At 71.9% G+C, this 25,696-nt stretch carries 21 protein-coding genes; 10 read left to right on the forward strand and 11 right to left on the reverse strand.

Features of this window, described 5'->3' with window-relative positions; all coding sequences use genetic code 11:
* Window positions 1–151 precede the first annotated feature (151 nt).
* Both ACFV18_RS01795 and ACFV18_RS01800 read left to right on the forward strand, forming a co-directional pair.
* On the forward strand, window positions 152–2,440 hold the full coding sequence (locus ACFV18_RS01795; RefSeq protein ID WP_380478197.1) for an LPXTG cell wall anchor domain-containing protein: 2,289 nt from the start codon (window positions 152–154) through the stop codon (window positions 2,438–2,440).
* Window positions 2,441–2,635: 195 nt separating this feature from the next.
* Window positions 2,636–3,235, forward strand: coding sequence for a class I SAM-dependent methyltransferase (locus tag ACFV18_RS01800; protein ID WP_380478198.1), 600 nt, complete (start codon window positions 2,636–2,638; stop codon window positions 3,233–3,235).
* Between the two features lie 202 nt (window positions 3,236–3,437).
* Here the strand turns inward: ACFV18_RS01800 and ACFV18_RS01805 are convergent, their stop codons facing one another.
* The 5 genes from ACFV18_RS01805 to ACFV18_RS01825 all read right to left on the reverse strand — a co-directional run bounded on the left by ACFV18_RS01805 (window position 3,438) and on the right by ACFV18_RS01825 (window position 7,890).
* Complete coding sequence (locus tag ACFV18_RS01805) at window positions 3,438–4,613, reverse strand: MFS transporter (protein WP_380478199.1); 1,176 nt, start codon at window positions 4,611–4,613, stop codon at window positions 3,438–3,440.
* A complete protein-coding gene (locus tag ACFV18_RS01810; RefSeq protein WP_380478200.1) occupies window positions 4,610–4,948 on the reverse strand; it encodes an ArsR/SmtB family transcription factor in 339 nt (112 codons plus the stop codon). The genes ACFV18_RS01805 and ACFV18_RS01810 overlap by 4 nt, the downstream gene beginning before the upstream one ends.
* A gap of 91 nt (window positions 4,949–5,039) precedes the next feature.
* Window positions 5,040–6,467, reverse strand: coding sequence for an RtcB family protein (locus ACFV18_RS01815; RefSeq protein ID WP_380478201.1), 1,428 nt, complete (start codon window positions 6,465–6,467; stop codon window positions 5,040–5,042).
* A 5-nt stretch (window positions 6,468–6,472) separates the two neighbouring features.
* Window positions 6,473–7,456 carry a CapA family protein gene (locus ACFV18_RS01820; RefSeq protein ID WP_380478202.1) on the reverse strand — a complete coding sequence of 328 codons (984 nt, stop codon included), beginning with the start codon at window positions 7,454–7,456 and terminating at the stop codon, window positions 6,473–6,475.
* Window positions 7,457–7,482: 26 nt separating this feature from the next.
* Window positions 7,483–7,890, reverse strand: a complete 408-nt coding sequence (locus tag ACFV18_RS01825; protein WP_380478203.1) for an archease — start codon at window positions 7,888–7,890, stop codon at window positions 7,483–7,485.
* 348 nt (window positions 7,891–8,238) lie between these two features.
* Here ACFV18_RS01825 and ACFV18_RS01830 point away from each other — a divergent pair, with 348 nt between their 5' ends.
* Entirely contained in the window at window positions 8,239–9,363 is a 1,125-nt protein-coding gene (locus ACFV18_RS01830) for a site-2 protease family protein (RefSeq protein WP_380478204.1), read from the forward strand.
* Between the two features lie 59 nt (window positions 9,364–9,422).
* On the opposite strand, the gene ACFV18_RS01835 is transcribed toward ACFV18_RS01830, so the two are convergent.
* Window positions 9,423–9,755: an Hsp20/alpha crystallin family protein gene (locus ACFV18_RS01835; RefSeq protein WP_380478205.1), complete on the reverse strand. Its 333-nt coding sequence runs from the start codon at window positions 9,753–9,755 to the stop codon at window positions 9,423–9,425.
* A 269-nt stretch (window positions 9,756–10,024) separates the two neighbouring features.
* On the opposite strand from ACFV18_RS01835, the gene ACFV18_RS01840 reads away from it, so the two are divergent.
* Window positions 10,025–10,480, forward strand: coding sequence for a hypothetical protein (locus ACFV18_RS01840; protein WP_380478206.1), 456 nt, complete (start codon window positions 10,025–10,027; stop codon window positions 10,478–10,480).
* Between the two features lie 20 nt (window positions 10,481–10,500).
* Window positions 10,501–11,601 (forward strand): hypothetical protein, encoded by a 1,101-nt coding sequence (locus tag ACFV18_RS01845; RefSeq protein ID WP_380478207.1) that lies wholly within the window; start codon window positions 10,501–10,503, stop codon window positions 11,599–11,601.
* A gap of 145 nt (window positions 11,602–11,746) precedes the next feature.
* Here the strand turns inward: ACFV18_RS01845 and ACFV18_RS01850 are convergent, their stop codons facing one another.
* On the reverse strand, window positions 11,747–12,436 hold the full coding sequence (locus tag ACFV18_RS01850) for a MerR family transcriptional regulator (protein WP_380478208.1): 690 nt from the start codon (window positions 12,434–12,436) through the stop codon (window positions 11,747–11,749).
* A 193-nt stretch (window positions 12,437–12,629) separates the two neighbouring features.
* On the opposite strand from ACFV18_RS01850, the gene ACFV18_RS01855 reads away from it, so the two are divergent.
* On the forward strand, window positions 12,630–13,967 hold the full coding sequence (locus tag ACFV18_RS01855; RefSeq protein ID WP_380478209.1) for a DUF3533 domain-containing protein: 1,338 nt from the start codon (window positions 12,630–12,632) through the stop codon (window positions 13,965–13,967).
* A 45-nt stretch (window positions 13,968–14,012) separates the two neighbouring features.
* Here ACFV18_RS01855 and ACFV18_RS01860 read toward each other — a convergent pair whose 3' ends face one another.
* A complete protein-coding gene (locus ACFV18_RS01860; RefSeq protein ID WP_380478210.1) occupies window positions 14,013–15,479 on the reverse strand; it encodes a LamG domain-containing protein in 1,467 nt (488 codons plus the stop codon).
* Window positions 15,480–16,129: 650 nt separating this feature from the next.
* Here ACFV18_RS01860 and ACFV18_RS01865 point away from each other — a divergent pair.
* The 4 genes from ACFV18_RS01865 (at window position 16,130) to ACFV18_RS01880 (ending at window position 20,828) form a co-directional block, all read left to right on the forward strand.
* Window positions 16,130–17,476, forward strand: coding sequence for an amino acid permease (locus tag ACFV18_RS01865; RefSeq protein ID WP_380478310.1), 1,347 nt, complete (start codon window positions 16,130–16,132; stop codon window positions 17,474–17,476).
* 102 nt (window positions 17,477–17,578) lie between these two features.
* Entirely contained in the window at window positions 17,579–18,802 is a 1,224-nt protein-coding gene (locus tag ACFV18_RS01870; RefSeq protein ID WP_380478211.1) for an arginine deiminase, read from the forward strand.
* A 23-nt stretch (window positions 18,803–18,825) separates the two neighbouring features.
* Window positions 18,826–19,830 (forward strand): ornithine carbamoyltransferase, encoded by a 1,005-nt coding sequence (gene argF / locus ACFV18_RS01875; protein WP_380478212.1) that lies wholly within the window; start codon window positions 18,826–18,828, stop codon window positions 19,828–19,830.
* Window positions 19,831–19,832: 2 nt separating this feature from the next.
* Window positions 19,833–20,828 carry a carbamate kinase gene (locus ACFV18_RS01880; RefSeq protein WP_380478213.1) on the forward strand — a complete coding sequence of 332 codons (996 nt, stop codon included), beginning with the start codon at window positions 19,833–19,835 and terminating at the stop codon, window positions 20,826–20,828.
* A 288-nt stretch (window positions 20,829–21,116) separates the two neighbouring features.
* Here the strand turns inward: ACFV18_RS01880 and ACFV18_RS01885 are convergent, their stop codons facing one another.
* From ACFV18_RS01885 to ACFV18_RS01895, 3 genes are all read right to left on the reverse strand, one after another.
* Entirely contained in the window at window positions 21,117–21,422 is a 306-nt protein-coding gene (locus tag ACFV18_RS01885) for a YciI family protein (RefSeq protein ID WP_380478214.1), read from the reverse strand.
* Window positions 21,423–21,862: 440 nt separating this feature from the next.
* Window positions 21,863–23,773: a multicopper oxidase domain-containing protein gene (locus tag ACFV18_RS01890; protein WP_380478215.1), complete on the reverse strand. Its 1,911-nt coding sequence runs from the start codon at window positions 23,771–23,773 to the stop codon at window positions 21,863–21,865.
* A 469-nt stretch (window positions 23,774–24,242) separates the two neighbouring features.
* Window positions 24,243–24,659, reverse strand: coding sequence for a secondary thiamine-phosphate synthase enzyme YjbQ (locus tag ACFV18_RS01895; RefSeq protein ID WP_380478216.1), 417 nt, complete (start codon window positions 24,657–24,659; stop codon window positions 24,243–24,245).
* Between the last annotated feature and the right edge of the window lie 1,037 nt (window positions 24,660–25,696).

Raw genomic sequence — 25,696 nt, forward strand, 5'->3', positions numbered from 1 at the left:
CGGTCCCGTCACCGGCGCACCGGCCACACTCCGGGCGATCCGGCCAGCCGGGCTGCTCCGGCGGAGTGAAGAGCCCGGCCGTCGGGCTTCGGCGGTCGTGCGGGCAGGTACGAGGTTTGCTGTTCGTGTCCCTCCTGACAGCGAGGTTCCCGTGTCTTCTGTCCGACGACCGCGCCGGCGTCCGCCGCGCGTCCTGTCCACGTTGCTGGCGGTGGTGCTCGGTGCGGGTGCCGCCACCCTGACCGGCGCGGCCCCCGCGGCCACCGCCGACACCACCGGGTCCGGGCAGGCCCAGGCCGCCGCCCGCCCCGCCCCGGCGCCGGCGAAGCCCGCGGCCGAGGCGGTCGGCGCCGCCGGGGCGAGGCCGCGCGGGGCCGGGACGCAGCGTCCGATCGGCCCGGACCCGGTGGTCGACCTGCTGGCGCACGGCAACCTGACGATGGCCTCCAACTCGGTGCTGACCTGCGACGACAGTGACGGCACGGTCTGTTCGGACACCGAGGGCTCGAACAACGGGCGGACCAAGTTCATCAAGGTCGACCCGAACGCGCCGGGCCCGAACGCCTCCTCCGCGCAGCTGCTGCTTCCGGCCGGCGCGAACGTCCTGTCGGCCCGCCTGTACTGGCAGTTCAACCCGACCAACACCAGCACCGCGGGCGGCACCTCCGGCGATATCAACACGGGCAACCAGGTCTTCTGGAAGGTCCCGGGCGCGAGCGACTACCAGCAGGTGACCGCGGACACCTACGACTGGTTCGACCAGAAGGTCGGCGGGAACCCGCCCGAGCCGCTGCTGGCCGCCGGGGCGGTCAAGGACGTGACGGCCGAGGTCAGGGCCGCCGGCGCGGGCAGCTACACCGTCGCCGACATCCAGGCGTGCGCCGGCCGTTCCTCGGCCCAGAACTTCGGCGGCAACAACGTGGGCTGCTGGGGCGGCTGGTCACTGGTCGTCGCCTACGAGGACCTGGCCGAGCCGATGCGCTACCTCCAGGTCTGGGACGGCTACCAGCTGCTGCGTGACCCCGACAGCGAGACCACCCTCACTCTGGGCGGCATCCGCACCCCCGCCACCACGGCCCCCCGGGCCACCCTGGGCATCACCGTCGGCGACGGCGACGCACCGATCGCCGGGGACACCCTGGCCGTCGGCTCCACCCCGGAGAACCTGATCCTGCTGCCGATGCCCGGGCCCACCGGGGTCAGCACCGACAACGCGTTCACCAGCCGGATCGACCACGTCGCGGCGGACGGCACCGGCACCAACATCACCACCCGCGACCCCGACCCGATCAACAACTACGGCTACGACGCCCGGATGATCGACGTCACCGGCAAGATCCCGGCCGGTGCCGCGCAGGCCCTGGTCCGCATCAGCGGCGCCGGCGACGCCCTGGAACCGCAGGCCGCCTGGCTGGCGCTGGACGCCCTCGAACCCGACCTGCGGATCACCAAGGCCAACACCCCGCCCGGCAACCCGGACGACAACCCGCCCGGCCTGGTCGGCCCCGGCGAGACCATCACCTACACCTTCACCGTCGCCAACCGCCGCCAGGACGGCAGCTCCGCCGACCTCGACACCGCCACCGAGATCACCGTGACCGACACCATCCCGGCCGGCACCACCTTCGTCCCCGCCTCCAACCCCGACTGCCAGGCGAGCGGACGGACCGTCACCTGCACCGTCAACGACCTGCCGCCCGGCGCCGAGACCAACGTCGCCCTCCAGGTCACCGTCGACGCCGACGCCGCCATCGGCACCCACCTCGACGACACCGCCACCCTCCAGTTCCAGGGCAGCCAGACCGGCCGCGTCCAGGAGCGCACCAGCAACACCGTGCGCAACACCGTCGCCGCGGTGCCCGGCTACACCATCATCAAGACCGCCGAGCCCACCGGCGCCGAGCCCGGCGACACCGTCCACTACCGGATCCAGGTCACCAACACCAGCCGGACCGACGCCCCCGGCGTCACCCTCACCGACGACCTGGCCGGCGTCCTGGACTCCGCCGCCTACAACAACGACGCCACCGCCGACCGCGGCCAGGTCCAGATCTCCGGCACCACCCTGACCTGGAGCGGGGACCTGCCCGTCGGCGCCACCGCGACCATCGACTACTCCGTCACCGTGCGCTCCACGCTGACCGCCTCCGCGGTACTGCGCAACGGCGTCACTTCCACCACTTACGCGAACAACTGCGCGCCGGGCTCGACCGACGCGCGCTGCCGCACCGAGGTCCCGGTCACCGTCCCCAGCCCCTCGCCGAGCCCGAGCCCGAGCCCGAGCCCGACCCACGCGCCCCCGCCCGGCCACGACCACGACCACCACGGCCACCTCCCCGAGACCGGTAGCAACGTCCTGCCCGTCGCCGCCCTCGCCGCCCTCACCACCGTCGCCGCAGGCGCCCTCCTCCTGCTGCGGAGCCGCCGCCGCACCCACTGACCCCCACGACCACCCCACGGCCGCGCCCACGCCCCCGCGTTGGTGCGGCCGTGGTATGCCGCACTTTGGTCGGCCGCCTTCCTTGAGGTGTGCCGTCCGGACCGCCTGCACGGAGGCCGTCACCAGCGCCGATGGCCTCGCCTTAGGATGCGAGGCATGGACGGGACCACGCTGCCACCTGGAGAGCCCATACCGATGACGACGCGACGAACCCGCTGGCAGGAGGCGGGAAACAGCGGAAACTTCGGCAAGCGGTTCGCCGAGTTGATCGCCGCCGGCGAGGACGTCGACGGCGAGGCCCGGCTGGCCGACACGCTCCTGCCGCGCGGCGCCCGGGTGCTCGATGCCGGTGCCGGCATGGGCCGGGTGGCCGCCGCGCTCCGGAAGCGGGGGCACGAGGTGGTCGCGATCGAGCCCGACGAGGCCCTGGTCCGGCAGGCCCGGGAGACCTATCCCGGGCTGCCGATCGAGGAACGCGACATTCTCGACCTCGGCCCCGGCGACGGCCCGTTCGACCTGGTCGTCTGCGTGGGCAACGTCATCGTCTACCTGGCCGAGGGCACCGAACGCGCGGCCCTGCGCGCCATGCGCGACGTGCTCGGCGAGAACGGCCGGATCCTGGTCGGCTTCCACCTCCAGGACCCTCCGCCGCACGCCCGCACCTACCCCGCGGCGGAGTTCGAGGCGGATCTGACCGCCGCCGGCCTGCGCATCGACCTGCGGGCCGGCACCTACCAGCTGCACCCCGCGAACGACGCCTACGGCGTCTGGATCCTCAGCCGCGCCCGGGACTGACCCCCGCCCCTGGGGTCGGCAGCTCCGGCTGCCGACCCCGCAGCCGATCCGCCATGGCCGGACGATCATCCGCCGCACACCACACCCTGTGCTGGTCCCACTGGCACCGCCGACGCCGACACCGAGCCCCGACCAGGCATGACAGGCGACAAGGCCACAGCCCAGGAGCTGAGGCCTCGTCACGACCAGCACCGTTGCAGGATCAGCCCACGACCTCGCACGCGAGGTCGGTCGCGCGGCGGCGCGCGCCGAGCGCACTGGTGCCGAGCCATCCGGTGAGCAGCAGCGCCAGAGCCGTGGGCACCAGCGCCCAGGCGGGCAGTTCCCGCGGATCGGTGCCGTGGGCGAGCAGGCTGCTGCCTGCGGCGGCCCCGGTGGCGGACCCGAGGTACATGGCGGCCATCTGGAACGCGACGATCGGCATCGCCTCCTGCGGCCGGTGCGCGGTCAGCGCCTGCTGCAGCGTCGGGACGCACGCCCATCCCGCCGCGCCCCACAGCGTCGCCGCGGCAAGCCACACCGCCGGGGCGGTGAAGACCCAGAAGGCGGCGAAGCCGCCCAGGAGCGCGGCGGGCAGGGCGATGAGCAGAGCGCGGGGCCCGAAGGCGTCGAGGGCCCTGCCGATCAGGGCGGAGCCGGCGACTCCGCCGATGCCCCAGGCCCACACCAGCGCGAAACCCCAGCCCTGGAGTCCGCGGGCCTCGGCCAGGGGCAGCAGGTAGGTGTAGAGCCCGAGGCTGGCCACGCCGAGGAGGAAGGCGGCGGCGACCCCGACGAGGGTCCGCGACGACCGCAGCACCGCGAAGGCGGGTCCGCGCGAGGCGGGCAGCGGCGGAATCGTACGTGCCTTGACCGCCAGCGCGGCCATGCTGACCAGGCCGACGGCGACGACCAGGCTCATGGTCCACCGCCAGTTCAACCGGTCGCCGACGATCATCCCGATCGGCACTCCGGCGACCGTTCCGGTGGACAGACCGAAGGTCACCAGGGCCATGGCGCGGCCCCGTTCGTGGTCGGCGGCCATCGCGGTGGCGGTCGCGGTCGCCACCGCGGTGAGCACCCCCGCACCGGCTCCGGCCATCACCCGTGAGGCGAGGAACACCTCGACCCCCGGGGAGAGCACGGTCACCAGGTTGCCGAGATTGAACACGCCCAGCGCGATCAGCAGCGCCGCCGCGGTGCTCCGCCGGATCAGCGTCCTCGACAGCAGCGGCCCCGCCAGGGCGTACGCGGCCGTGAAGGCCGTGACCCCCAGGCCGACCGCCGCCACCGTGGCAGCCAGCGAATCGGCGATCGCGGGCAGCACTCCGGCGAGGACGTAGGCATCGACGCCCAGCGCGGCCGCGGCCACGACCAGTGGCCAGAGGCGGCGGATCACGCGCCCTCCCCCGCCGGAGGGGCTTCCTGGTACCCGGCGAGGACCGTGTCGATCAGGCCGGGGAACCGCCTCTCCAGGTCCTCGCGGCGAAGCCGGATCATGCACTTGCGCCCTTCGGCGCGGACGAACGTCACGCCCGTCTCGCGCAGGAGGCTGGTGTGGTGGGTGAGTGTCGAGCGCGGCAGGTCCGGTCCCAGTTCGATGCTGTCCACCTCGCCGCGCTCCGCGAGCATTCGCACCATCGACAGCCGCAGCGGCTCGCTCAACGCGAACAGCACTCGCGGGATGGCGATCTCGTCGGCCTCGGGATGTTCGTACACCCGTGGCGGTGCCATGGGAGCCACCTCCGTATCGTGCGGATATTTTCGCACGATGATAGTGCGGGAATTCTCGCACGATCAAGCGGATCCGCCGAACCTCGCCCGGTCAGCCTTTGACCACGCCCAGTGGCACCAGCCGGGCGACGAGGCGGGCGAGCCCGGCACCCTCGGTGGCGGCGGTGACCGCATCGACGTCCTTGTAGGCCTCCGGCGCCTCCTCCGCGAGGCCGCGCCACGAGGACGGGCGCACGGCGATGCCGTTCGCCTCCAACTCGTCACGGAGCCGTTCGCCGCGCACCATGCGCAACGCGTGGTGGCGGCTCCAGACCCGGCCGGCGCCGTGGCAGGCGGATTGGAAGGCACCGTTGCCGGGCATGCCGACCATCACGTACGAGGCGGTGCCCATCGTGCCGGGGACCAGCACCGGCTGGCCCGCGCCGGCGAGATCCCCGGGCAGGCTCGGGTCACCCGGCGGCAGCGCCCGGGTGGCGCCCTTGCGGTGGACGCACAGGCGGCGCTCCACCCCGTCGACCTCGTGGGTCTCGACCTTGGCCGTGTTGTGCGAGATGTCGTAGACCAGTTCCAGACCCGCCCCGACGACGTCGGCGAAGGCACGGCGGGCGGCCTCGGAGAGCAACTGCCGGTTGGCGCGGGCGTAGTTGGCGGCCGCGGCCATCGCGCCGAGGTAGTCACGGCCGGGTGGGGAGTTCACGGGCGTGCAGGCGAGCTGCCGGTCCGGGACGTCGATCCGGTAGCGGTGCATCGTACGGTCCATGGTGCGGACGTGGTCGGTGCACACCTGGTGGCCCAGGCCGCGCGAGCCGCAGTGGATCATGACGCAGACCTGGCCGGTGTGAAGTCCGAAGGCGGCCGCAGTATCGGCGTCGTAGAGGTGGTCGACGGCCTGCAGCTCGAAGAAGTGGTTGCCGCTTCCGAGGCTGCCGACCTGGTGCAGGCCCCGTTCCACGGCCCGCCGCCCGACCTGTCCGGGGGCGGCGCCGTCCAGGGCGCCGGAGTCCTCGCAGCGGTCCAGGTCGCGCGGCACGCCGTGGCCGTGCTCGACCGCGTACCGGGCGCCGCCGACCAGGAGCTCGTCCATCTCCTCGGGGCCCGAGAGATTCCAGAGGCCGCCGCGTCCCATGCCGCGCGGGACGGTGGTGTCCAGGACGTCCATCAGTCGCGTCATCCGGTGGTGGTCGAGTGCCTCGCGGTCGATGCCGGCGGCCAGCAGCCGTACGCCGCAGGAGATGTCGAACCCGACGCCGCCGGGTGAGACGACCCCGCCGCGGGCGACGTCGGTGGCGGCCACCCCGCCGATCGGGAAGCCATAGCCCCAGTGCACGTCCGGCATGGCGAAGGAGGCGCGGACGATGCCCGGCAGGGTCGCCACGTTGGCCACCTGTTCCAGCGCCTTGTCGCCCGCCGCCTGTGGCAGCAGGTCCTTGGACGCGAACACCACCCCGGGGACCCGCATCCGGTCCCGCTGCTCGATGCGGAAGCGGTTGGGGTCCTCCTCGACGAGCGTGATCTCCACCGTTCTCATCTCCAGTCGACGGTCAGCCGTCCGGCCCGCTCGCCCACGTCGGTGCCGAGCTCGGCGCAGGCGGTGGTGAACCGCTCGCGGATCCACTCCCACTCGTCGCCGCGGGCGAGGCGGGTGTGGCAGTGGTCGAGGAACAGGGGCAGCGCTTCCAGCCGGACGGGGGCCAGGCGTGCGGGCCCGGGCCCGTCGAAGGTGACCAGGAACAGCAGCCCCAGGTCGTTGCGCAGCGCCGGGTGGACGGCGTAGTCGTCGAGGAAGTCGCCCATGTCGTAGATGATCCGGTCGGCGACGCCGTGGAAGACGTGGGCGGAGTGCCCCGCCACCAGTGCCGCACCGGCCGTCAGCAGCCGCGGTGCCGCCGCGAGCACGTGCCGCGGCGGCCGGGAGGTCATGTTGGGGCCCCAGTGCGCGGTGACCAGCACGATGTCGGCCTCCCGCGCGGCCCGGACCACCAGCGCCCGGAGCCAGTCGGGGACGCCCGCGTGAAGATCGGCCCAGGCCACCCCGGGACGCTGCTCCTCGGCCGCGTAGTCCTCCGGGTGGTCGGTGGCGGCCACCACCGCCAGCCGCACCCCGCCCGTCTCCAGCACCGCGAACCGCCGGGCCGCCAGGACGTCCCGGCCCGCTCCCACGGTACGGACACCGGCGCCCTCCAGCAGGGCACGGGTATCGGCAAGGGCGTCGAAGCCGTAGTCCAAGGCGTGGTTGTTGGCCAGGGTCACGCAGTCCACCCCCAACTCGGCGAGCACCCTCGCGGCAGCGGGAGGCGCCCGGAAGAAGAACGGCTTGTACGGGTCCGGCCAGCGGTGCCCTCGGTCGGAGACGCAGCACTCCAGGTTGAGCACCACGAGATCGGCCTCCGCGAGTGCTTCCCGCACCTCGGCGGCGAACAGCGTCTGCGGCGTCGGCGAACGCCGCAGCTCCTCGGCGACGCCACGCCCGAGCATCGTGTCGCCGGCCAGTGCCACCGTGAGCGCCATCTCTCCACTGTGCTCCCCAGTCGTGTTCAGACGTCGAGCGTCACCTGGCAGGTCCAGCCCCCCGGGCCACCGTCCAGGTGGAGCCCGTGCAGCGAGACTGCCTTGGGCACCGCCCCGACCAGCTCGGCGGTGTCGGCGTCCACCATCGTGAAGCGGACCGACACGGCCCGGCCGTCCGCCGTGTCCCGGATCGCGCCCAGCGCAGCGCCGAGCGGTAGTTCACCGTGGACCTCCAGGCGGTAGATCACTTCTTCCAGCACCGAGACCAGCAGGTCCTCGTCCTTCTCCGCCGTGACCTCGCACCCGCGCTCACCGGCCGAACGGGCCGCGGAGATGTCGGCGAAGCCCTCGACCACCCCGCCCACCGCCTCGGCGATGCAGTCCTCCGCAGTCGGCGCCCACGCCTCCACCCGCATGTCCGCCGTGTGTGCCACGGCCCGATGACCGCTCCGAGAACTCCACTGCTCGGTCATCATCGCTGGCTCTCCTCGTGCCGTCCGCGACCGAAAAACCGTCCTACCCTCCAGACTCGACCCGCTCCCCGCCCGGGGCAATCCCCCTCGTCCTCGCCGCCGGACACCACCTGACCATGCACGTCCTCGACGCGGCCCCACCGGCACCGGCGCCCGCATCGCCGCCCGATCTCCGCGAGAGAACTCCCCCGGAAGGCATGCCGCGGCGGCCCTGGGCCCGGCGGGCCCGTGAGCCCTTTGAAGACCGTCGCGGTGGGAGGACATTGGAAGGGGCGAAAGGCTTGGGGGCAGAATCCGAGAGAGGCCGAAATGCACGGGTCGGCGCCGCTGGGCAGGATCTTCGGCATACCGCTGCGGTTCCACTGGAGCGCGCCTGTCCTGATCCTGGTCCTCGGCATCGGTCTGGCCGGGCAGACGCTTCCCGCTTGGGTTCCGGGCCGCTCGGCGGCCGCCTACGGCTTCGCCGGCGTGGTCGGGGCGCTGCTGCTCACCGTGAGCCTGCTGCTGCACGAGACGGCCCACGCCGTCACCGCACGCCGCGCGGGCGTCCGTGTGGACGACATGACGGTCTTCGCCCTCGGCGGCATCACCCGCATGGGACGCCCCCCGAACCCCCGGCTCCAGTTCGCCGTCGCCGGGATCGGACCGCTCACCAGCCTCGCACTGGGCGGGCTGTCCGTGGCCGCCGGGCTCGGTGCACTGCGCACCCTCCACTGGACGTTGCCCGCGGCGGTGCTGCTGTGGACCGGCTGGACCAACCTCCTGCTCGGCGTGTTCAACCTGCTGCCCGCCGCGCCCCTGGACGGAGGACGGATCCTCCAGGCCGCGGTCTGGTGGCGCCGAGGAGACCGCGAACGCGCCGAGCAAGTGGCCGGCCGCGTCGGCCAGGGCGCCGGCCTGCTGCTGTCCGCAGCCGGTTGGCTCGAACTCCTCCACGGCAGCACGGCCGGGATCTGGCTCATGCTCATCGGTCTGTTCATGTGGACCTCCGCCACTGCCGAGGTCCGCCGCGCCGCACTGGTGACGGCGGTGCGAGGAATGCGGATCAAAGAGGTGATGAACTCACCCCTGGTCACCGCTCCCGACTGGCTCACCGCAGAGCGTCTCCTCACCGGTCTCACCGCACGCCCCCACCACCCGGTGGTCCCCGCGATCGACTTCGAAGGCCGCCCGAGCGGCCTGGTCGACCTGCGCCGGCTCGCGATGATCCCGCCCGCCCGCAGGGCCGAGGTCCATGTACGCGACGTGGCCACGCCACTGGGCCGGTGTCTGGTCGCCGCGCCCGATGACGACCTCGTCGAAGTCCTGGACAACGCGACCGCGCGGCCCCCGATCCTCGTCCTGGACGACGGCCGGCTGGTCGGAATCATCACCCTCGAAGACCTCTCCAGGATCGCCCGGACGAGAGTTCCGACCACCCCGCGCGACAGCTGAGCCACGAATCGTCCGCCGACCGGCACCACGAGAACCGCGGTGCTGCTGAACCCCCCGGATCAGGCGCCGGTGTCGATCTCGATCCGCCGGCGCGGCTTCTCGACCTCGCCGATCGGCGCCTTCACGGTCAGCACGCCGTTGTCGTAACTGGCCGCGATCTCCTGCTCCTTGACGCCTTCAGGCAGCCGGATGCTTCGGGTGAAGGAGCCGTAGCGGAACTCGGAACGCTGCTTCTCCTTCTTCTCCTCGCTGCGTTCGGCGCGAACGGTCAGCACCCCGTTCTCGAAGGTGATCTCGACGTCCTTGGCGGGATCGATCCCCGGCAGCTCGGCCCTGACCACATAGGTCCCGTCCTCCTCGGACTCCTCCACCCGGATGACGTGCTCCCCCATCCGCAAGTCCACGGGGAAATCCTCGAACCACTCCGAGAAGGCAGTCGGCCACCAGTGCCCACGCCTGTGAAGCACCTCTCCGGCCATCTCAAACCCTCCTCACTCACTCGGTCCTCTCCCTCCATGCTGCTGCACCTGCCGGACACACGCGATCGGGGCATCACCGGGCCGCGAAGCCGGGTGCGCGGGCGTCGGTCCTCTCACGCAGGCGGCGACGGCGACGGCATGAAAGCCTGGAAGTCCAGTGGCCCCGGCCCGAGCAGAAGCCGATGGATCGAACGGAGTGCAGGAAGCGACCCGAGATCGTCACCGTCAGCGATCCGGTGTCCCGCCGCACCGCCTGGTCCGGACCCGGCCCCACCGACGTCGCCGGACTCGGCACCGCCTGCACGCCCGACACCGGCCCGCTCGTCCGGGCGAATCCGGCCGACGCCGCCGTCCGGACCGCGCTGCTCACCGGCGCCGACGTCCGGGTCATCGCACAGGAGACGACCATGAGCGACTACGCCGCCGAACACGCACCGTCCCTCCGCCCGCCGGGGCGCGACCTCGAAAGCGCCGCCGAACGCATCGAGCTGCTCGAAGCCCAGGTCCAGGCCCTCGGCCAGGCCGTCCGCGCCCTCATCCAAGGCATGGAGGAGATCCCCGACCACGAGCCCGACCCCGAGCGGCCCGCCCGCGCCGCCCGCCGGGCCCACGAACTCCTGCTCTCCCAACACCTCTAGCCACCGCCAGGGAACCGATCATGAAGCTCGCCTTTCTCGGCCCGCTGTACGCACGCCAGGGCCCCTACGCCTGCGCCTACGTCGACACCTCGCGCGACCTCGACGACCCCGACCGTGCCATCGACCTGCGCCGCCGCCACGTCGAAACCGAACTGGCCGCGCAGGGCGCCGACATGACCACCACCGGCGCCGTGGTCCGCGTGGTCGGCACCGACCGCGAGCTGCCCGGCCCGCACGGCCAGGCCGTCTTCGCCGCCCACGGACGACTCGCCCTCGCCGAGGAGCTGCCCCACCCGCCGCCCCACAGCACCGCCCGCTTCACGATGGTTCCCGACGCGATGCCGCTCGCCATCCAGCACGCCCCCGACATCCCGTACGTGGCCGCGGCGGTGCACCGCGTCGCCCCGTCGGCAGGCGTGCCCTCCGAGGAGGCCGGACTGGAAGTGGACCTGCAGGCCGGCCGCTGGCCCACCGCCCGTGTGGCGCCCGAGAGCCGCACCCGCAGACGGGCTCCGGCCCACGAATGGCGGCAGACCGCCACGGAGGTCGCCCAGCAGCTCACCGAACTCGCCGAACGCACCGGGGCCGAGACCGTCGCCCTGTCCGGCGACCACTGGGCGCGCAACACCTTGGCCCGCGAACTGCCCAAGCGCCTGCGTGAGCGCACCATCGGCATCGACAGCGACGGCTGGGACGCCCAGCCCGAGCGCGCCCTGCTGGAGGACGAACTCGACTACCTCTTCCGCGGCCGCCTGTCCGCCCACGACCAGTCCGGCGTCGACCGGTTCCTGGCCCGCCGTGCCCGCCACAGCGGCGCGGTCGAAGGCCTCGCAGCCACCCTCACCGCCCTGCGCCGCGGCCAGGCCGAAGCCGTCCTGATCAACGACCCGTTCGACCTGGACCGGCCGCTGTGGGTCGGCGTCACCCCCAAACAAGTCGGGCTCAGCCGTGAGGAGTTGGCCGCCCTCGGCATCAGCTCCTGCTGGCAGGAGCCGGCCGATGCCGCGCTGATCCGCGCGATCGTCGGCACCAACGCCGAACTCATCGTCATTCCGCACGACGAGCTGCCCCTCCCGGACGGCCTGGGCGCCCTGCTCCGCTACCCGGACACCGCCGGGTGAACCGGCGCCACAGTCCCACGGGCGCCCGAACCCGAGCCCGGCCTGCCAACGGCCCGCGCCGGTCCCGCAACTGATCCGCGGCCGACCCGGGCTTCGCGCCCCAGGGGAAGGTCGATGGCCCCGGGTGCCCGGGCCGAGGGCGATTTCAGCGGTTCTCGCCGTGATCGGCCGGGCGGGGGTCGGGGCGCGGGTCCGCGCCGTCGCCGGTGCGGGCCCACGCGGTCCGGCGGCGGGACTCGTCCTCCTGGGCGAGGCGTCGCAGAACCGCCAGGACCGGTTCGAGGAGCAGGACGACGATCGCGGCGTGCTCGGCGAGCCGGAGGCGGTCCTCGATGTCTTCGAGCCGGTCGAGGTCCAGCCGGGCGGCGGCGGCGGCCAGTTCGGCGTAGGGCACCAGGTCTTCGGTGCTGTACTCCATGCCGAGGCGGCTGAGGTCCATCAGGCTCGCGGCGAGCGCGCGCCGGTGCGGCGACTCCGGGGAGACCTCCCAGCCCATCGCGGCCAGCAGTTCCCCGACCCGCAGCGCCTGCTCGTCCACGGCGTCCGCCTCGCCGGCGTCCACGGGGGTGGGCAGCGCGTAGTGGACGACGCCGAGCGTGGCGAGCGGATCGAGCGGCTGGTCGATCGCGGTGAGGACGTCGCGGGTGGCGGCGATGGACAGGCCGCCACGGGAGGTCAGGGCGCGGATCAGACGCAGGCGCTGGACGTGCTCGTCGCCGTACAGGGTCAGCGTGGCGCCGAGGGGCCGGCCGGGCGGCAGCAGCCCTTCCCGCAGGTAGTACTTGATCGTCGCTACCGGTGTCCCGGACAGGCGGCTCAGGTCGGAAATCCTCATACGCTCACTCGCTCGCTCGGTCCTGTGTGTGACCAGTCTCCCAGATCCCCAGGTGGACGGCATTGTTCGATAGTGCAACTATCTTCGTAGAAAGTGAAGGTTTCCAGCAGGCTGCCGACCAGCCGGAACACGAAACCACCGCCCCCTCCGCACCCCAGCACAGCTGCGGGCGCGACACCGCACCTGGAGCACCGTGTCTGAGCCGACCCACGCCCGCAGGGCGAGCGCGCGCGAACTGCTGCGCCGCCGGAGCCTGTGGCTGCCCTCGGCCTTGATCCTCGGCCTGCTGTCGTTCGTCCTGTCGCTGCTCTACCTGGGTGCGAACAACGACCCGGTCGGCTCGACGAAGGACCTGCCGATCGCCCTGGTCAACGCCGACCGGGGCGTCCAGGTCGGCGGCAAGCAGATCGACCTGGGCGGGCAGATCACCGCGCAGATCGCCCATGCTCCCGATCTGAAGGGCAAGGTCTCCTGGAAGCAGGTCGACCGCAGCACCGCCGACGACCTCCTGGCCAAGGACAAGGTGTTCGGGGCGCTCGTCATCCCGGACGACTTCTCCGCCTCCGTGGCCGCCCTCGCCGGCCCGCTCCAGCACGACCCCCACCCGCCGACCATGACGGTGCTCACCAACCCCGCAGCCGGAAGCTTCGGCTCCTCCATGGCCGCCGAGATCAACCGCACGGTCGTCCAGAACACCTCCGCCCAGCTGGGCCGGCAGCTCACCCAGCAGCTGACCCAGCAAGCGGCATCCGGCGCAGCCGAACATTCCGCCGCGCCGGGCGCGGCGGCGCAGCTGATGGTCGCCGACCCGGTCAAGGCCGTGGTCGAGGAGGGCCACCCGCTCGGCCACCACAGCGGCCTCGGGCTGAGCGCGTTCTTCTACACGCTCGTCCTGGTCCTCGGCGGCATGCTGGGCGCGAACGTGATCCACTCCCAGCTGGACGCGGCGCTCGGCTGGATCGCCAACGACAAGGGCCCGTTCCGTTCCCTCAAGCCGGCCCGGCACATCAGCCGGGTCCGTCACTTCGTGGTTGGCTCGGTGCTCATGGTCGTCCTGTCGATGCTGACCTCGGCGCTGGCCATGGCGGCGGCCGTGGGCGTCATCGGTATCGACGCCTCCCACCTGCCGATGCTGTGGTTCTTCGGATCGTGCGCCACGGCGGCGATGGGAATCACCGCACTGGCCCTGCTCGCCGCCTTCGGCACGCCGGGCCCGATCGTGTCCATGCTCGTGCTGGTCGGCCTGGCCATCCCGTCCGCCGGCGCCACCATCCCGCTGCAGGCACTGCCCTCCTTCTACCGGTTCCTGGCCGACTTCGAGCCCTTCCGCCAGGTGGTGGACGGCGTCAGGTCCGTCCTCTACTTCGGCGCGCAGGCCGACGCCGGACTCGGCCGCGCCTGGACCATGACCGGCATCGGCTTCGCCCTCTCGCTGGCCCTCGGCCTCGCCGTCACCCGCCTCTACGACCGCAAGGGCCTGCACCGGTCCGCGCCCCCCACCCCGGCACCACAACCCGCCACGATCGGCTGACCTCCCCACGCGCGACCCCGACGCCGGCGCCGCACCCGTCCCGCCTCACGACGGGCTTCGCCCCGGCCGGCCGGGCAGCGGGATCCGGACCTCGTCCAGCTCGCCGCGCCCGTACGAACGGATGCCGCGTCCGAGAGTGAGGCCGCCGAGGCCGGCGTAGGGCATGTCGGTGGTGCGGCGGCCGAGTTCGACACCGTCGCGGTAGACGATCTGCTCGCGGGTGTCCAGGACGAACACGCAGGCCCAGTGGTGCCACTCGGTGTCCGCGGTGCGCTGCGGGACGTTCAGGTCGTCGCCATAGAAGGCGAAGGTGAAGGTGTCGTCGCCGCGGAAGCCGATGTGCAGGGTGCGCAGCCGGACGCCCTTGGAGGCGCCGTGGCCGATCAGGAAGTCCTGGCGGCCGCCGGTGGCGGTGCGCCGGGCCCAGAACTCCACGGTGAAGTCGCGGTCGGCCAGGTCGAGGGCGCTGCTGGGCAGCTCGGCCACGTCGTCCACGCCGTCGAAGCGCAGCGCCGTCCCGGCCCGCCCGCCCTCGCCGTCGGCGAGCACCAGCGGGCGGCCGGTGAACGGGCAGGTGCCGGGCGCGCTCTCGTGAACGGCGTCCCGGTGGCGCGGGTCGGGGCTGGTCCAGGCCTGGGTGCCCTGGGTGTTGAACAGGCCGTCCCGGCCGCGCTCGACGCTGAAGCCGTCGATCCGGCCGGCGGCGTCGTCGTGCGCGAAGATCTGCCAGCGCTCGCGGCCGTGCACGGCGGTGGGCACCAGCAGGGCGGTGAAGCGGCCGCCGGAGAGGTTGCGGACGAAGGACAGTTCCTGGGTCGGTTCGACGAACGGCCGGCCCTCCATGTCCTGGGTGCCGAGGCTGTCCTTGGCGGAGTCCGGGCGGCCCTTGTGCCGGCTGCGCCGGTAGCGGACCTCCAGCACCGGCTTCAACTCGCCGCCGGCCAGCACGAAACGGTCGCACAGCAGCGTGGCGTCTACCACCGCGAGCTTGGCCTCGCCGTCCTTGGCCAGATAGTCGGCGCGGGCCGGGTCGCCCGAGGAACCGGTGCCGTCGGCGAGCCGGAACACCGCGTCCGGGTGGTCGGCGCGCACCGACTGGCGCAGCACGTAGACGTGGGTGCCGTCGGAGACCACGTGGAAGGGGGCGGCGGCGCCGAGCCTCGCGGTGCTCGACAGGAAGCGGTCCAGTTCCTGTTCGTCCAGCCGCTCCGCCGCGTCCGCCTCCACCCGCCCGCCGCGCTTGACGACGGGCATCCGCACCGAGCCCGCCACCGCGTAGCCGACCCGCGCCAGCTCCGTCGGGAAGCGCAGCACCAGCGGCTCCTCCGACCAGTAGGCCGCGTCCGCCTCGCCCTTCGCCTCGTCGTGCCGCGACAGGTCCAGCACGCTGTAGACGATCCGCCGTTGGTCGTCCATCGCGAACGCCACCGTACTGCCCTGGTGGCGGACGGTCGTGGTGTGCACGTAGGCGCGGTCGCTGTAGACCTTGAGCAGATGCTGGTCTTCGGTCACGAAAGGTGCTCCCGGGACGCTGGTTTCGCGGTGATGGCCTGATGCGCGCCCGAGGTCACAACCACCCCCCCGTGCACACAGTGCGATCAACCTGTCGCAGAGGATCACCACCGTCAAGAGCGCATTCCCCCCGCCGCACGCCGGTCGCCCGCCCCATGGCAACGGCTCGCTGCCGGGACTCGGGCGGGTACGTCATCGGTGCAGCTGTCGCAGCGGCTCCCTTCTCACGACCTGTCGGGTCAGGTCCCGCGACCTTCCGCGCCTCGGGGGGACCTCGGTCCCGGACCGGCTGAGCGCGCAGCTGGAAGGGGCCCTCGACGGGGTGTGGCACGGGCGAAACCAGCAGGTGGCGGCCGTTCGTTCGGGGCCTGTCGGTGCAGCTGCCGCTGCGGAACCGGGGCCGTCAGGCCGTCGGGGCTGGGACCGGTGGCGGCACGATCAGGGACCGTCGGTCCCTGGGTCGCTCCGCCTCGCCGGACGAGGATCTCTATCGACGGACGACAACGACAACCCTCACCGCGTCCCGTCCCGTTCTCCCAGCCCATGGCCCAAGGAGTCAGATCATGTCCGCGCCTGACCGTGCAAGACCAGCAGCCGAGCCACCCGCGCAGGGGAACAAGACCTTCGGGCTGCCTGCGGCGACCGCGCTGGTGGTCGGCAGCATCATCGGTACCGGGGTTTTCGCGCTGCCGTCCGCGCTCGCGCCCTACGGGCCGATCGCGCTGGTCGCGTTCGTGCTGGTGACCATCGGCGCGCTGGCGCTGGCGGTGACCTTCGGGCGGCTGTCGGAGCGGGTGCCGGGCAGTGGCGGGCCGTACGTCTACGCCCGGGAGGCGTTCGGCGAGTTCGCCGGCTTCCTCACCGCGTGGTCCTACTGGATCACCGCCTGGGCCGGCAACGCGGCGATCGTGGTCGCCTGGGTCGGCTATGTCGAGGTGTTCGTCAACAAGGGCCACCACACCGGGGCTTCGATCGCGATCGCGCTGATCGGCCTGTGGGTACCGGCGATCGTCAACCTGACCGGGGTGCGCAACATCGGCGCCTTCCAGGTGGTCACCACGGTGCTGAAGTTCCTGCCGCTGGCATTCATGGCCACGGCCGGCCTGCTCTTCGTCAAGGCGGGCAACTTCGGGGCCTTCAACGCGAGCGGCGGCTCCGCCATGGGCGCCATCTCCGCGGCGGGCGCGATCGCGCTGTTCAGCTACATCGGTCTGGAGACCGCCTCGGTGGCGGCCGGCCGGGTGCGCGACCCGCGGCGCAACGTGCCGAGGGCGACCATATACGGCACGCTGGCCTGCGCCGCGATCTACCTGCTCGGCACCCTGGCCGTCTTCGGTACCGTGCCGCACGACCAACTCACCTCCTCCAGCGCTCCGTTCACCGACGCCATGAACGGCATCGCGGGCGGCCACTGGGCCGGTGACCTGGTCGCCGCCGCGGCGATCATCTCCGGGGTCGGCGCGCTCAACGGCTGGACGATGATCTGCGCGGAGATGCCGATGGCGGCAGCCCGCGACGGCCTCTTCCCGTCCGTGTTCGCCAGCACCAAGGGGCGCGGCGAGGTGCCGGCCTTCGGCATCATCTCGGCGACCGTACTCGCCTCGCTGCTGACCGTGGTCAGCTACACCCGCTTCACCAAGGTGTTCACCGAGATCGTGCTGCTGAGCGTGCTGACCGCGGTGATCCCGTACCTGATCTCGGCGGCCGCGCAGCTCTACTGGCTGGTGCAGCACGGCCGCGAGCAGCTCGACCGGCGGCGGCTGGTCAAGGACGTCACCATCACGCTGCTCGCCCTCGCCTTCTCCTACTGGTCGATCCAGGGCAGCGGCTACCAGACCGTCTACTACGGCCTGTTCACCATCCTGCTCGGCATCCCCGCCTACATCTGGGTGGAGCGCCCGCACCTGGGCCACGGCGCCGCCGCCAAGGCCGACCCCACGGCCGTGCCCGGCCCGGCCGCCAAGACCGGCCCTGCCGAGGCGTCGCCGCTGCCGTAGGCGGCCCGCACCGCCCGGCCCGCCCACCCCGCGCTCTGACCGCGCGTCACCCGCACTGACCACCCCGCAGTACTGACAACTCCCTTGAGAGGAGAACCCCTCATGTCCACCTTGCGTGTCGATTCCGAGGCCGGCCGCCTGCACCAGGTGATCCTGCACCGCCCGGGCCTGGAACTGTCCCGGCTCACCCCGCGCAACGTCGACGAGCTGCTCTTCGACGACATCCTGTGGGCCAAGCGCGCCCGCGAGGAGCACGACGCCTTCGCCCAGGTGCTGCGCGACCACGGCGTGCGCGTCCACCACTACGCCCAGCTGCTCGCCGAGACCCTGGAACTGCCGCAGGCCCGGTCCTGGCTGCTCGGTCAGGTGGTCAGCCCCGCCACCGTCGGCCCGGCGCTGGTCGACCCGCTGCTCGAGCTGTGCGCGGACCTGGACGCCGAGACCCTGGCGGAGTACCTGATCGGCGGCGTGCTCAAGGACGACCTGCCGCTGCACAGCCCGCACAGCCTGGTCTGGCACACCGTCGGCGACCAGGACTTCGCCCTGGCGCCGCTGCCCAACCACCTCTTCCCCCGCGACAACTCCTGCTGGATCGGCGCGCGTTACAGCCTCAACCCGATGGCGAAGGCGGCCCGCCGGCGGGAGACCCTGCACACCGCCGCGATCTACCGCTTCCACCCGCTGTTCTCCGAGACCGCCGCGCCGCTGCTCGACGGCACCACCACGCCGAGCGGACTGAACCTGGAGGGCGGCGACGTCCACGTCCTCGCCCCCGGCGTGGTCATGGTCGGGATGGGCGAGCGCACCACCCCGCAGGCCGTCGAGGCCCTCGCCCAGCAGCTCTTCCTGACCAACACCGCGCACCGGCTGATCGCCGTCCGACTGCCCGCCAGCCGGGCGTTCATGCACCTGGACACGGTGATGACGATGATCGACCGGGACACCTTCACCCTGTACCCCGGCCTGGCCGACCAGTTGCGCTCCTGGACCCTCACCCCGGCCCCCGAGCGGCCGGCCGGCTTCGACGTCCGGCCCGACACCGACCTCACCGCCTCGCTCGCCGAGGCCCTCGGCCTGGACAAGGTCCGCTTCCTGTCCGCCGACCTGGACGTCCGGACCGCCGAGCGCGAGCAGTGGGACGACGGCAGCAACTTCCTCGCCCTCGAACCCGGGGTCGTCGTCGGCTACGAACGCAACACCACCACCAACACCTACCTGCGCAAGCAGGGCATCGAGATCGTCACCATCGCCGGTTCGGAGCTCGGCCGCGGCCGTGGCGGCCCGCGCTGCATGAGCTGCCCGATCCAGCGCGACGCCGCCAACTGACCACCGCCAAGAAAGAGTTCACCATGACCATCAGCCTGAACGGCCGCCACTACCTGCGCGAGCTCGACTTCACCGCCGCCGAGATCCACCACCTGCTCGACCTCGCCACCGAACTGAAGGCCGCGAAGCGGGCGGGCACCGAGACGCCGCGGCTGGACGGACGCCGGATCGCCCTGATCTTCGAGAAGGCCTCCACCCGCACCCGCTGCGCCTTCGAGGTGGCCGCCGCCGACCAGGGCGCCACCACCACCTACCTCGGCCCGGACGGTTCGCACATCGGCCACAAGGAGAGCATCGCCGACACCGCCCGGGTCCTCGGCCGGATGTACGACGGCATCGAGTACCGCGGCTTCGACCAGCAGATCGTCACCGACCTCGCCCAGCACGCCGGCGTACCGGTCTTCAACGGCCTGACCGACCAGTGCCACCCCACCCAGAGCCTGTGCGACGTGTTCACCATGCGCGAGCACAGCGGGAAGCCGGTGGAGGAGATCTCCTTCTGCTACCTCGGTGACGCCCGCAACAACACCGCCAACTCCCTGCTGATGATGGGAAGTCTGCTCGGCATGGACGTGCGCATCGCCGCTCCGCGCGAGCTGTGGCCCGCCCCGGCGCTGGTCGACGAATGCCGGCGGCTCGCCCAGGACAGCGGCGCCCGGATCACCCTCAGCGAGGAGGTCGAGGAGGCCGTGCGCGGAGCGGACTACCTCTACACCGACGTGTGGGTGTCCATGGGCGAGAACCACGCCCAGTGGGCCGAGCGGATCGCCCAGCTGCTGCCGTACCAGGTCAACGCCAAGACGCTGGCGGCGACCGGCAACCCCGACACCGCCTTCCTGCACTGCCTGCCCGCCCTGCACGACCGCCGCACCGACCTCGGCGCCGAACTCGCCGAGGAGCACGGGCTCGACGGCCTCGAAGTCACCGACGAGGTCTTCGAGTCGCCGGCCTCGCTGGTCTTCGACCAGGCCGAGAACCGGATGCACACCATCAAGGCGGTCCTGGTCGCCACCCTGGGGAGGGACTGACCATGCGCATCGTCGCCGCCCTCGGCGGAAACGCCCTGCTCCAGCGGGGTGAACACCCGGACGCCACCGTCCAGCAGCACCACGTCCACGAGGCCGGCCGCTCGCTCGCCGAACTCGCACTGGCCGGCCACGAGGTGGTGATCACCCACGGCAACGGGCCGCAGATAGGCCTGCTCGCCGTGGAGAGCGAGACCGACCCGGCACTGACCGCGCCCTACCCGCTCGACGTGCTCGGCGCGCAGACCCAGGGCATGATCGGCACCCTGCTGGCCCGGGAACTCGCCGGCCGGCTGCCCGATCGGGCGGTCACCGCCCTGGTCACCCACACCGAGGTCGACCCCGGTGACCCCGCCTTCGGTCTGCCGGACAAGTTCATCGGCGGCCAACTGACCGATGAACAGGCCAAGTCGATGGAGCGCGAGCGCGGCTGGAGCTGCGCCCGGGACGGCGAGCGGCTGCGGCGGGTGGTGCCGTCGCCACTGCCCCGGGAGATCGTCGAAGTGCCGGCCATCCGCACGCTGCTGACGACCGGGACGGTGGTGATCGCGGCCGGCGGTGGCGGCATCCCGGTGGTCCGCAACCCCGACACCGGCCTGCTGCGCGGCGTCGAGGCCGTCGTCGACAAGGACCGCACCGCCGCCCTGCTCGCCGAACGGCTGGACGCCGACGCCCTGTTGATCCTCACCGACGTCACCCACGTCTTCAGCGGCTTCGGCACCCTCCGGCCCAGGCCGGTCATCAGCGCCACCCCCGAGCAGCTGCGCCGACTCGACCTGCCGGCCGGGTCGATGCGCCCCAAGGCCGAGGCGGTTGCCGAATTCGTCGAACGCACCGGCGGGTTGGCCGCCATCGGGCCGCTGGACGACGCACTCGGCACGCTCCTCGGCACCACCGGCACCACCTGCCGGACCGACCCGGAAGCCGCGGAGCCGGGACCCAACGCCCTGCCGACGGCCCCTTCGGCCCACGGCCGTGCCGAAACGCACCCGGCAGTCTGACACCACAAGGAAGCCACGGCCACCACGGCCTCATCACTCCGGTGTCACAAGGCAGGTGACACCCAGCGACCGTGGGAGCACGACCACGCAGCGACGAACCGGGTACGGCGTGAGGGGACGCCCCCCGGTTCGCGCGTTGAACTCCCTCAGGGAGCGCCGGGCGCAGACCCGCCGACGCGAGCTGCTGGACCGGACGTTGACCTGGAACGGGCGACACCTGCCTGCAAGGCCACTGTCACCGTCGCAGTGATCAACGAGTGGCTCCGAGCCGCAGGGGCCGAGCGCGGGTCACTCGGCGTTCAACAGGCCTGCCAGGGCCGGGTGTACGCGCGCCGGATCGATGGTGGTGATCGAGTACTCGGCCGTTCCTGAAGTCACGAAGGGGTCCTCGGCGGCGATCCGCTCGATCGCCTCGCGGTCGGCCCCGCAGGCGACAATGGCCCCGCCGTCGGCAGCGGGCAGCGTCTGCCCCGAGGCCAGGAACACGCCGGCGGCGTGATACCGCTCCAGAAAGGCGACATGGCCCGCGACAAACGGCCCCGCCTCTTCTTCCGAACCCGTGTACGTCAGACGCAGCAGGTGCAGCATCTCCATCCCGATCTCTCAGCAGGCCAAGCAGACCGGCACAGCATGGCAGAGCTTGATCCACTCCGGAAAGGCACCCTTGGGCTCGTCCCGCAGAGATCAGGTTCAGCCGCGCCGGCGCTCCGTCGGCCACGAGGCGCCGCAGCCTCCCATGGAGACACCGCCCTACCCGCTGCGGCCGCCGAACGCCTGGCAGAGGCACTGCGCAACCGAACCACCGTCGAGGACCCCGAACAGCTCGCGGCCGCCCTGCTGGAAGGCCAAGGCCCCTGCGGCCCCGCGCACTGGACTGCGGCCGTTGTTGGTCCTCGGACCAACAACGGCCACTACTCGTTCCGCAACCCGTCCAACCGCTTCGCCATACCGGCGGACCGCCTTGCCCGGGTGACGGCCGCACTGGCTCCCTGATCCGGACTCTCCTGGGACGAGTACCGTGTTCACCGCCTTTGCTACGCGACGGTGATCGAACCGTTCATGCCGCTGCCCGGCGCGCCGTGGAACCGGCAGTGGAAGGCGAAGGTGCCCGCTGACGCCATCGGCGGCGTCGTGTAGGTGTCACCGGGCTGCCCCTGGCCGACGATGACCGGCGAGTTCGGCGGTGCGCCCGCCGTGTCCCAGTCGACGCTGTGCTCGAAGCCGTCCTGGTTGACGAACCGAACCTGGTCCCCGACATGGATGGACATGCTGGACGGCACGTACTGGGCGTTCTGCATCACCACCTCGTGGGTCTGCGCTCCGCCGTTGTGGCCGCCGTTGTGGCCGCCGTCCATCGCGCACGGGACGCCCTCGGGCAGGCCGAGCGCGAGCTCCCCGCCTCGGATGATCAGGAGCGAGCCCATCATTCCGGTCATCATGTGCGCCAGCACATGGCAGTGCATGTGCCATTCGCCGATCGACTGGTCCTCTCCGGGGCCGCCGGCACGCATGAAGCTTCCTGTCGCACCGTCGATGGTGAAGGCCATCGAGTTGGCTGCTCCGAACACGCGCGTGTCCTCGAACTGGGAGACGGCGGCCACCTCGGGACTGGACTGGATCGTGCCCGGATCGGCTCCGTCGGGACCGAGAACCGTCCAGCGATGGCCGTGGATGTGGAAGGTGTGGGTGTCGCTGCCCATGCCGACCACGCCAAAGCGCATCCGGGTGTCGCGGCCCGCGATCATCGTCGGCGTGTTGCCGAGGAAGCTGCGGCCGTTGACCGTCATCCCCACGGCACCGTTGAGCGCGTGGAACAGCTGCAAGTACAGCGCCTTGGACGGCGGCTGCTGGTACACCGGAAGACAGATGCCGCTCGCCCTCCTCAGGTCCTCGTCGAGCTCAAGGCTCAGACCCCCGACGCGGGTGACGCGCTCCACCTTCGGCCCGCGGCCGCGGTCCCGCTCGATGTGTTCGGCCTCAGGTGCCGGCTCGTGGCCGTTCCCTTGGCGTCCGGGGGCCGCCGGCGCGCCCAGGCCCGCGAGGTGGTGCGGCAGAACCGGCAGGTCCCCCAGCGGCAGGCAGGAGCTGGCGACCGGACTACCGTTCGGTGACCCTCCCGGCAGCAGGGCGGGATCGGGTGACGTCGGGTCACCGGGGAGCCGGATGTCCACCTCGTGCTGATCGTCCGCGGGGTTGTGAATCACGACGATCCCGATCGCTCCGAGCTCGACGTTCTCCATGTCGCAGATGGAGTGATCGTGGTACAGCCAGACACCGGCCGTCGTAGGCCAGCCGAAGGTCTCCCAGCGGTAGGTGAAGGTACCGCCCGGTGGCACCCGGTCACCTTGCTTCAGGCTTCCCGAGAAGCCCGGAACCCCTGCCCAGGCGCTCGCCTCGGACGGTGGAACCGCCTGGCCCGGGTCCGGCGGTGACAACGGGTACGCGCCGTCCTGGGCCCGCTCGAACGCGAACCCGTGGGTGTGCAGACTGTGCACCCGTTTCTCGATCGGCAGCGGCATCTGCCCCATGGACCGCATGTCCATGTTGCGAAAATGCACGAGCACGGTATCTCCGACTTCGCACTCGATGACCGGCCCGGGAATCGTTCCCATCGTCCCGGCATCCGTGGGATCAGGCTCGTTCAGGTCCCACGGATTCACCTTGCGATCGTCCGGGACGGTCCACGCGTCACTACCGTCCGCCTTCGCCGGCGGTTTGTACCTGCGCAGAATGAGGGCGTCCTTGACGTCGCCATTGCTGTCCCGCAGCGGATTGTGCATGGTCCGCGTCGCTGAGACCCCGGTGCCCGGCGACGTGAGCAAGACGGGCACCGGAGCCTTCCCGGTGATCGCCTCGAGCGTCTGACCAGTCATCCGGTCCCTGCCGTTCGGCGACGCATCCCAGGGACGGTTCTCCAGCTGAATCCAGTATTCGAGCGTGGCCACTGCCAGTCCTCTTCTCCCCGGCGCCTGTGACGCACGTACCGCCGCGGAAGCGCCGACACCAAATCCGTCGCCAGCGGTACGCATACCAACTCACAATCTAGGAGCCATGCGTCGGGTGCGCGCGGCAGCGAGAGCAGCACACCGGACGGCAGGACAGCGGCCAGGCCCTGCCGCCAGCCGGTCCGGATCGCCTGGGCGACACATGGCTCACGCCACGCACACCGCCCCCGGCACCCGTCCCGAACAAGCCGCGCCCCCGGCGCCGGCTGCTGCTCACCCTGCTGCGGTCGCCGCCCACCTCACCAAAGCGGCCCGCTTCCGACCGGGGCGAAGAGAAGACAGGGTTGGGACACGGCGCTCGTTCTTCCGTTTCTTTCGTCCCACGGCATCCCGTGCAACCCAACTGGCGGGCGTAGCGTACGCGCCCTCCGCCGCACGCGCTCCTCGCGCACGGCGGAGGGTGGGAGGGTCAGGCGCGGTAGACGCGGACGAGCAGCTCCCGGGTGCGGGGCCCGTCGAACTCGGCCAGCCTGATGGTCTGCCACCGACCCAGGTACAGCTCGCCACCGATGATCGGGATGTGCAGCTCCGGATGGGTGGAGACCAGGGCACGGACGTGGGAGTGCCCGTTGTCACGCTCGCCGTGCAGCAGCCGTTCGTCGGGGGTGCGCGTCTTGTCGTGGGCGTAGTAGTGGTGGTCGGAGTGCGGGGCGACGCGCTCCAGGACACCCTTCAGGTCGGCGTCCAGTCCACTCTCGTTCTCGTTGGCGATCAGTCCGCAGGTGGTGTGGCCGCAGTAGATGTGCAGCGTGCCGTCGGTGACACCGGCGCCGGCGACCAGCAGGCGCAGCTCGCCCCGCCCGTCCGTTGCGGCCGCTCGTTCCATCCCGCTCGACCGCGCGCCGCACCGGCCGCACCCTGCACGGCCCCGCCGACGAAGACCAGACCGGGGCCACCCGCACGGAGGCCGCCACCGAGCCCGCCCACGCGGAGAACTCCGAACTCGGCGACCTCACCGGCCGCGCCCAACTCGGTGTCGTCGCGCAGACGGTAGAGGAAGGCCCGGCCGATCACCGGGGCCAGGTCCGGATCCCGGTCGTCGCCGAGTCCCTCCTCGGCGTCGGACGGTGCGAGGACGGAAACCTGTCACTGCTCAAGAGTGTCCTCGTCGTACGGGTCCGCCGGATGCGCATGGTGGTACACGACACGCAAGTAGGCCGGATCACCCGGCAGTTCAGCGGCCGACGCGTGATCGGGGTCGTCCGCCAAGGCTGCTGGGGGCGTACGACACTGCGTCGTTCAATCACCATGCGGCATGATCGGTCGTATGGACTCGACGCCTGTCACCCACAGCCGGAACTGCGGCCCCGCAGAGCACTCCGCGGAGCGGGCATGAAGCGCGGTGCCCGCATGCCCACGGTAAGCGTGTGGGTCGTCCGCAAGGGCAGAGCCCCAGTTCGGGCTTCGTTCCGCCCACTGCTCGGGGCGCAACGGCGCCAGGTACCGATGCCCGCGGACGCCGAACTGCTGGAGCACTTGAGCGGGTTGGCGGCCGGTCGCACCCGGCGGGCTCCCCATGTCGCCACCGGGCCCCAGGGCCTGCACTTCTGCCGACCGGAAACACCCGGGGCCGTCCCGGTGACAGGTTCCGTGGCCGGGTATGCCAAGACGTTCCATGATCTCGTACGGCGGGCCAACCGCATGCTCTCCCGCACCGGCACACCGGCCGGCGAACAAGAAGAGGAGACCGCAGCGAAGGCGAGGGCCATGCGCATCGGCAACGACCGCCGAGCTGCGGCCCTGCGGACGCCCGCACAGTCCCCACTGCCGGACTCGTCCAGTGTGCGGGCGCTCTCCGGCGGTCTCCCCGGCCAAGGCCGCCGATCTCACGGATAGACCACCGATCAGGCCGCCCCCCCCCCG

It is taken from the genome of Kitasatospora sp. NPDC059673 (genome assembly GCF_042734215.1).
Taxonomy (GTDB): Bacteria; Actinomycetota; Actinomycetes; order Streptomycetales; family Streptomycetaceae; genus Kitasatospora.

Bases quoted from the DNA above. Each gene is read 5' to 3' on its own strand.
- ACFV18_RS01800 (WP_380478198.1), top strand. From the start codon at position 2,636: ATGACGACGCGACGAACCCGCTGGCAGGAGGCGGGAAACAGCGGAAAC.
- ACFV18_RS01810 (WP_380478200.1), bottom strand. From the start codon at position 4,948: ATGGCACCGCCACGGGTGTACGAACATCCCGAGGCCGACGAGATCGCC.
- ACFV18_RS01820 (WP_380478202.1), bottom strand. From the start codon at position 7,456: ATGGCGCTCACGGTGGCACTGGCCGGCGACACGATGCTCGGGCGTGGC.
- ACFV18_RS01830 (WP_380478204.1), top strand. From the start codon at position 8,239: ATGCACGGGTCGGCGCCGCTGGGCAGGATCTTCGGCATACCGCTGCGG.
- ACFV18_RS01835 (WP_380478205.1), bottom strand. From the start codon at position 9,755: ATGGGGGAGCACGTCATCCGGGTGGAGGAGTCCGAGGAGGACGGGACC.
- ACFV18_RS01840 (WP_380478206.1), top strand. From the start codon at position 10,025: ATGGATCGAACGGAGTGCAGGAAGCGACCCGAGATCGTCACCGTCAGC.
- ACFV18_RS01845 (WP_380478207.1), top strand. From the start codon at position 10,501: ATGAAGCTCGCCTTTCTCGGCCCGCTGTACGCACGCCAGGGCCCCTAC.
- ACFV18_RS01850 (WP_380478208.1), bottom strand. From the start codon at position 12,436: ATGAGGATTTCCGACCTGAGCCGCCTGTCCGGGACACCGGTAGCGACG.
- ACFV18_RS01870 (WP_380478211.1), top strand. From the start codon at position 17,579: ATGTCCACCTTGCGTGTCGATTCCGAGGCCGGCCGCCTGCACCAGGTG.
- argF (WP_380478212.1), top strand. From the start codon at position 18,826: ATGACCATCAGCCTGAACGGCCGCCACTACCTGCGCGAGCTCGACTTC.
- ACFV18_RS01880 (WP_380478213.1), top strand. From the start codon at position 19,833: ATGCGCATCGTCGCCGCCCTCGGCGGAAACGCCCTGCTCCAGCGGGGT.
- ACFV18_RS01885 (WP_380478214.1), bottom strand. From the start codon at position 21,422: ATGGAGATGCTGCACCTGCTGCGTCTGACGTACACGGGTTCGGAAGAA.
- ACFV18_RS01895 (WP_380478216.1), bottom strand. From the start codon at position 24,659: ATGGAACGAGCGGCCGCAACGGACGGGCGGGGCGAGCTGCGCCTGCTG.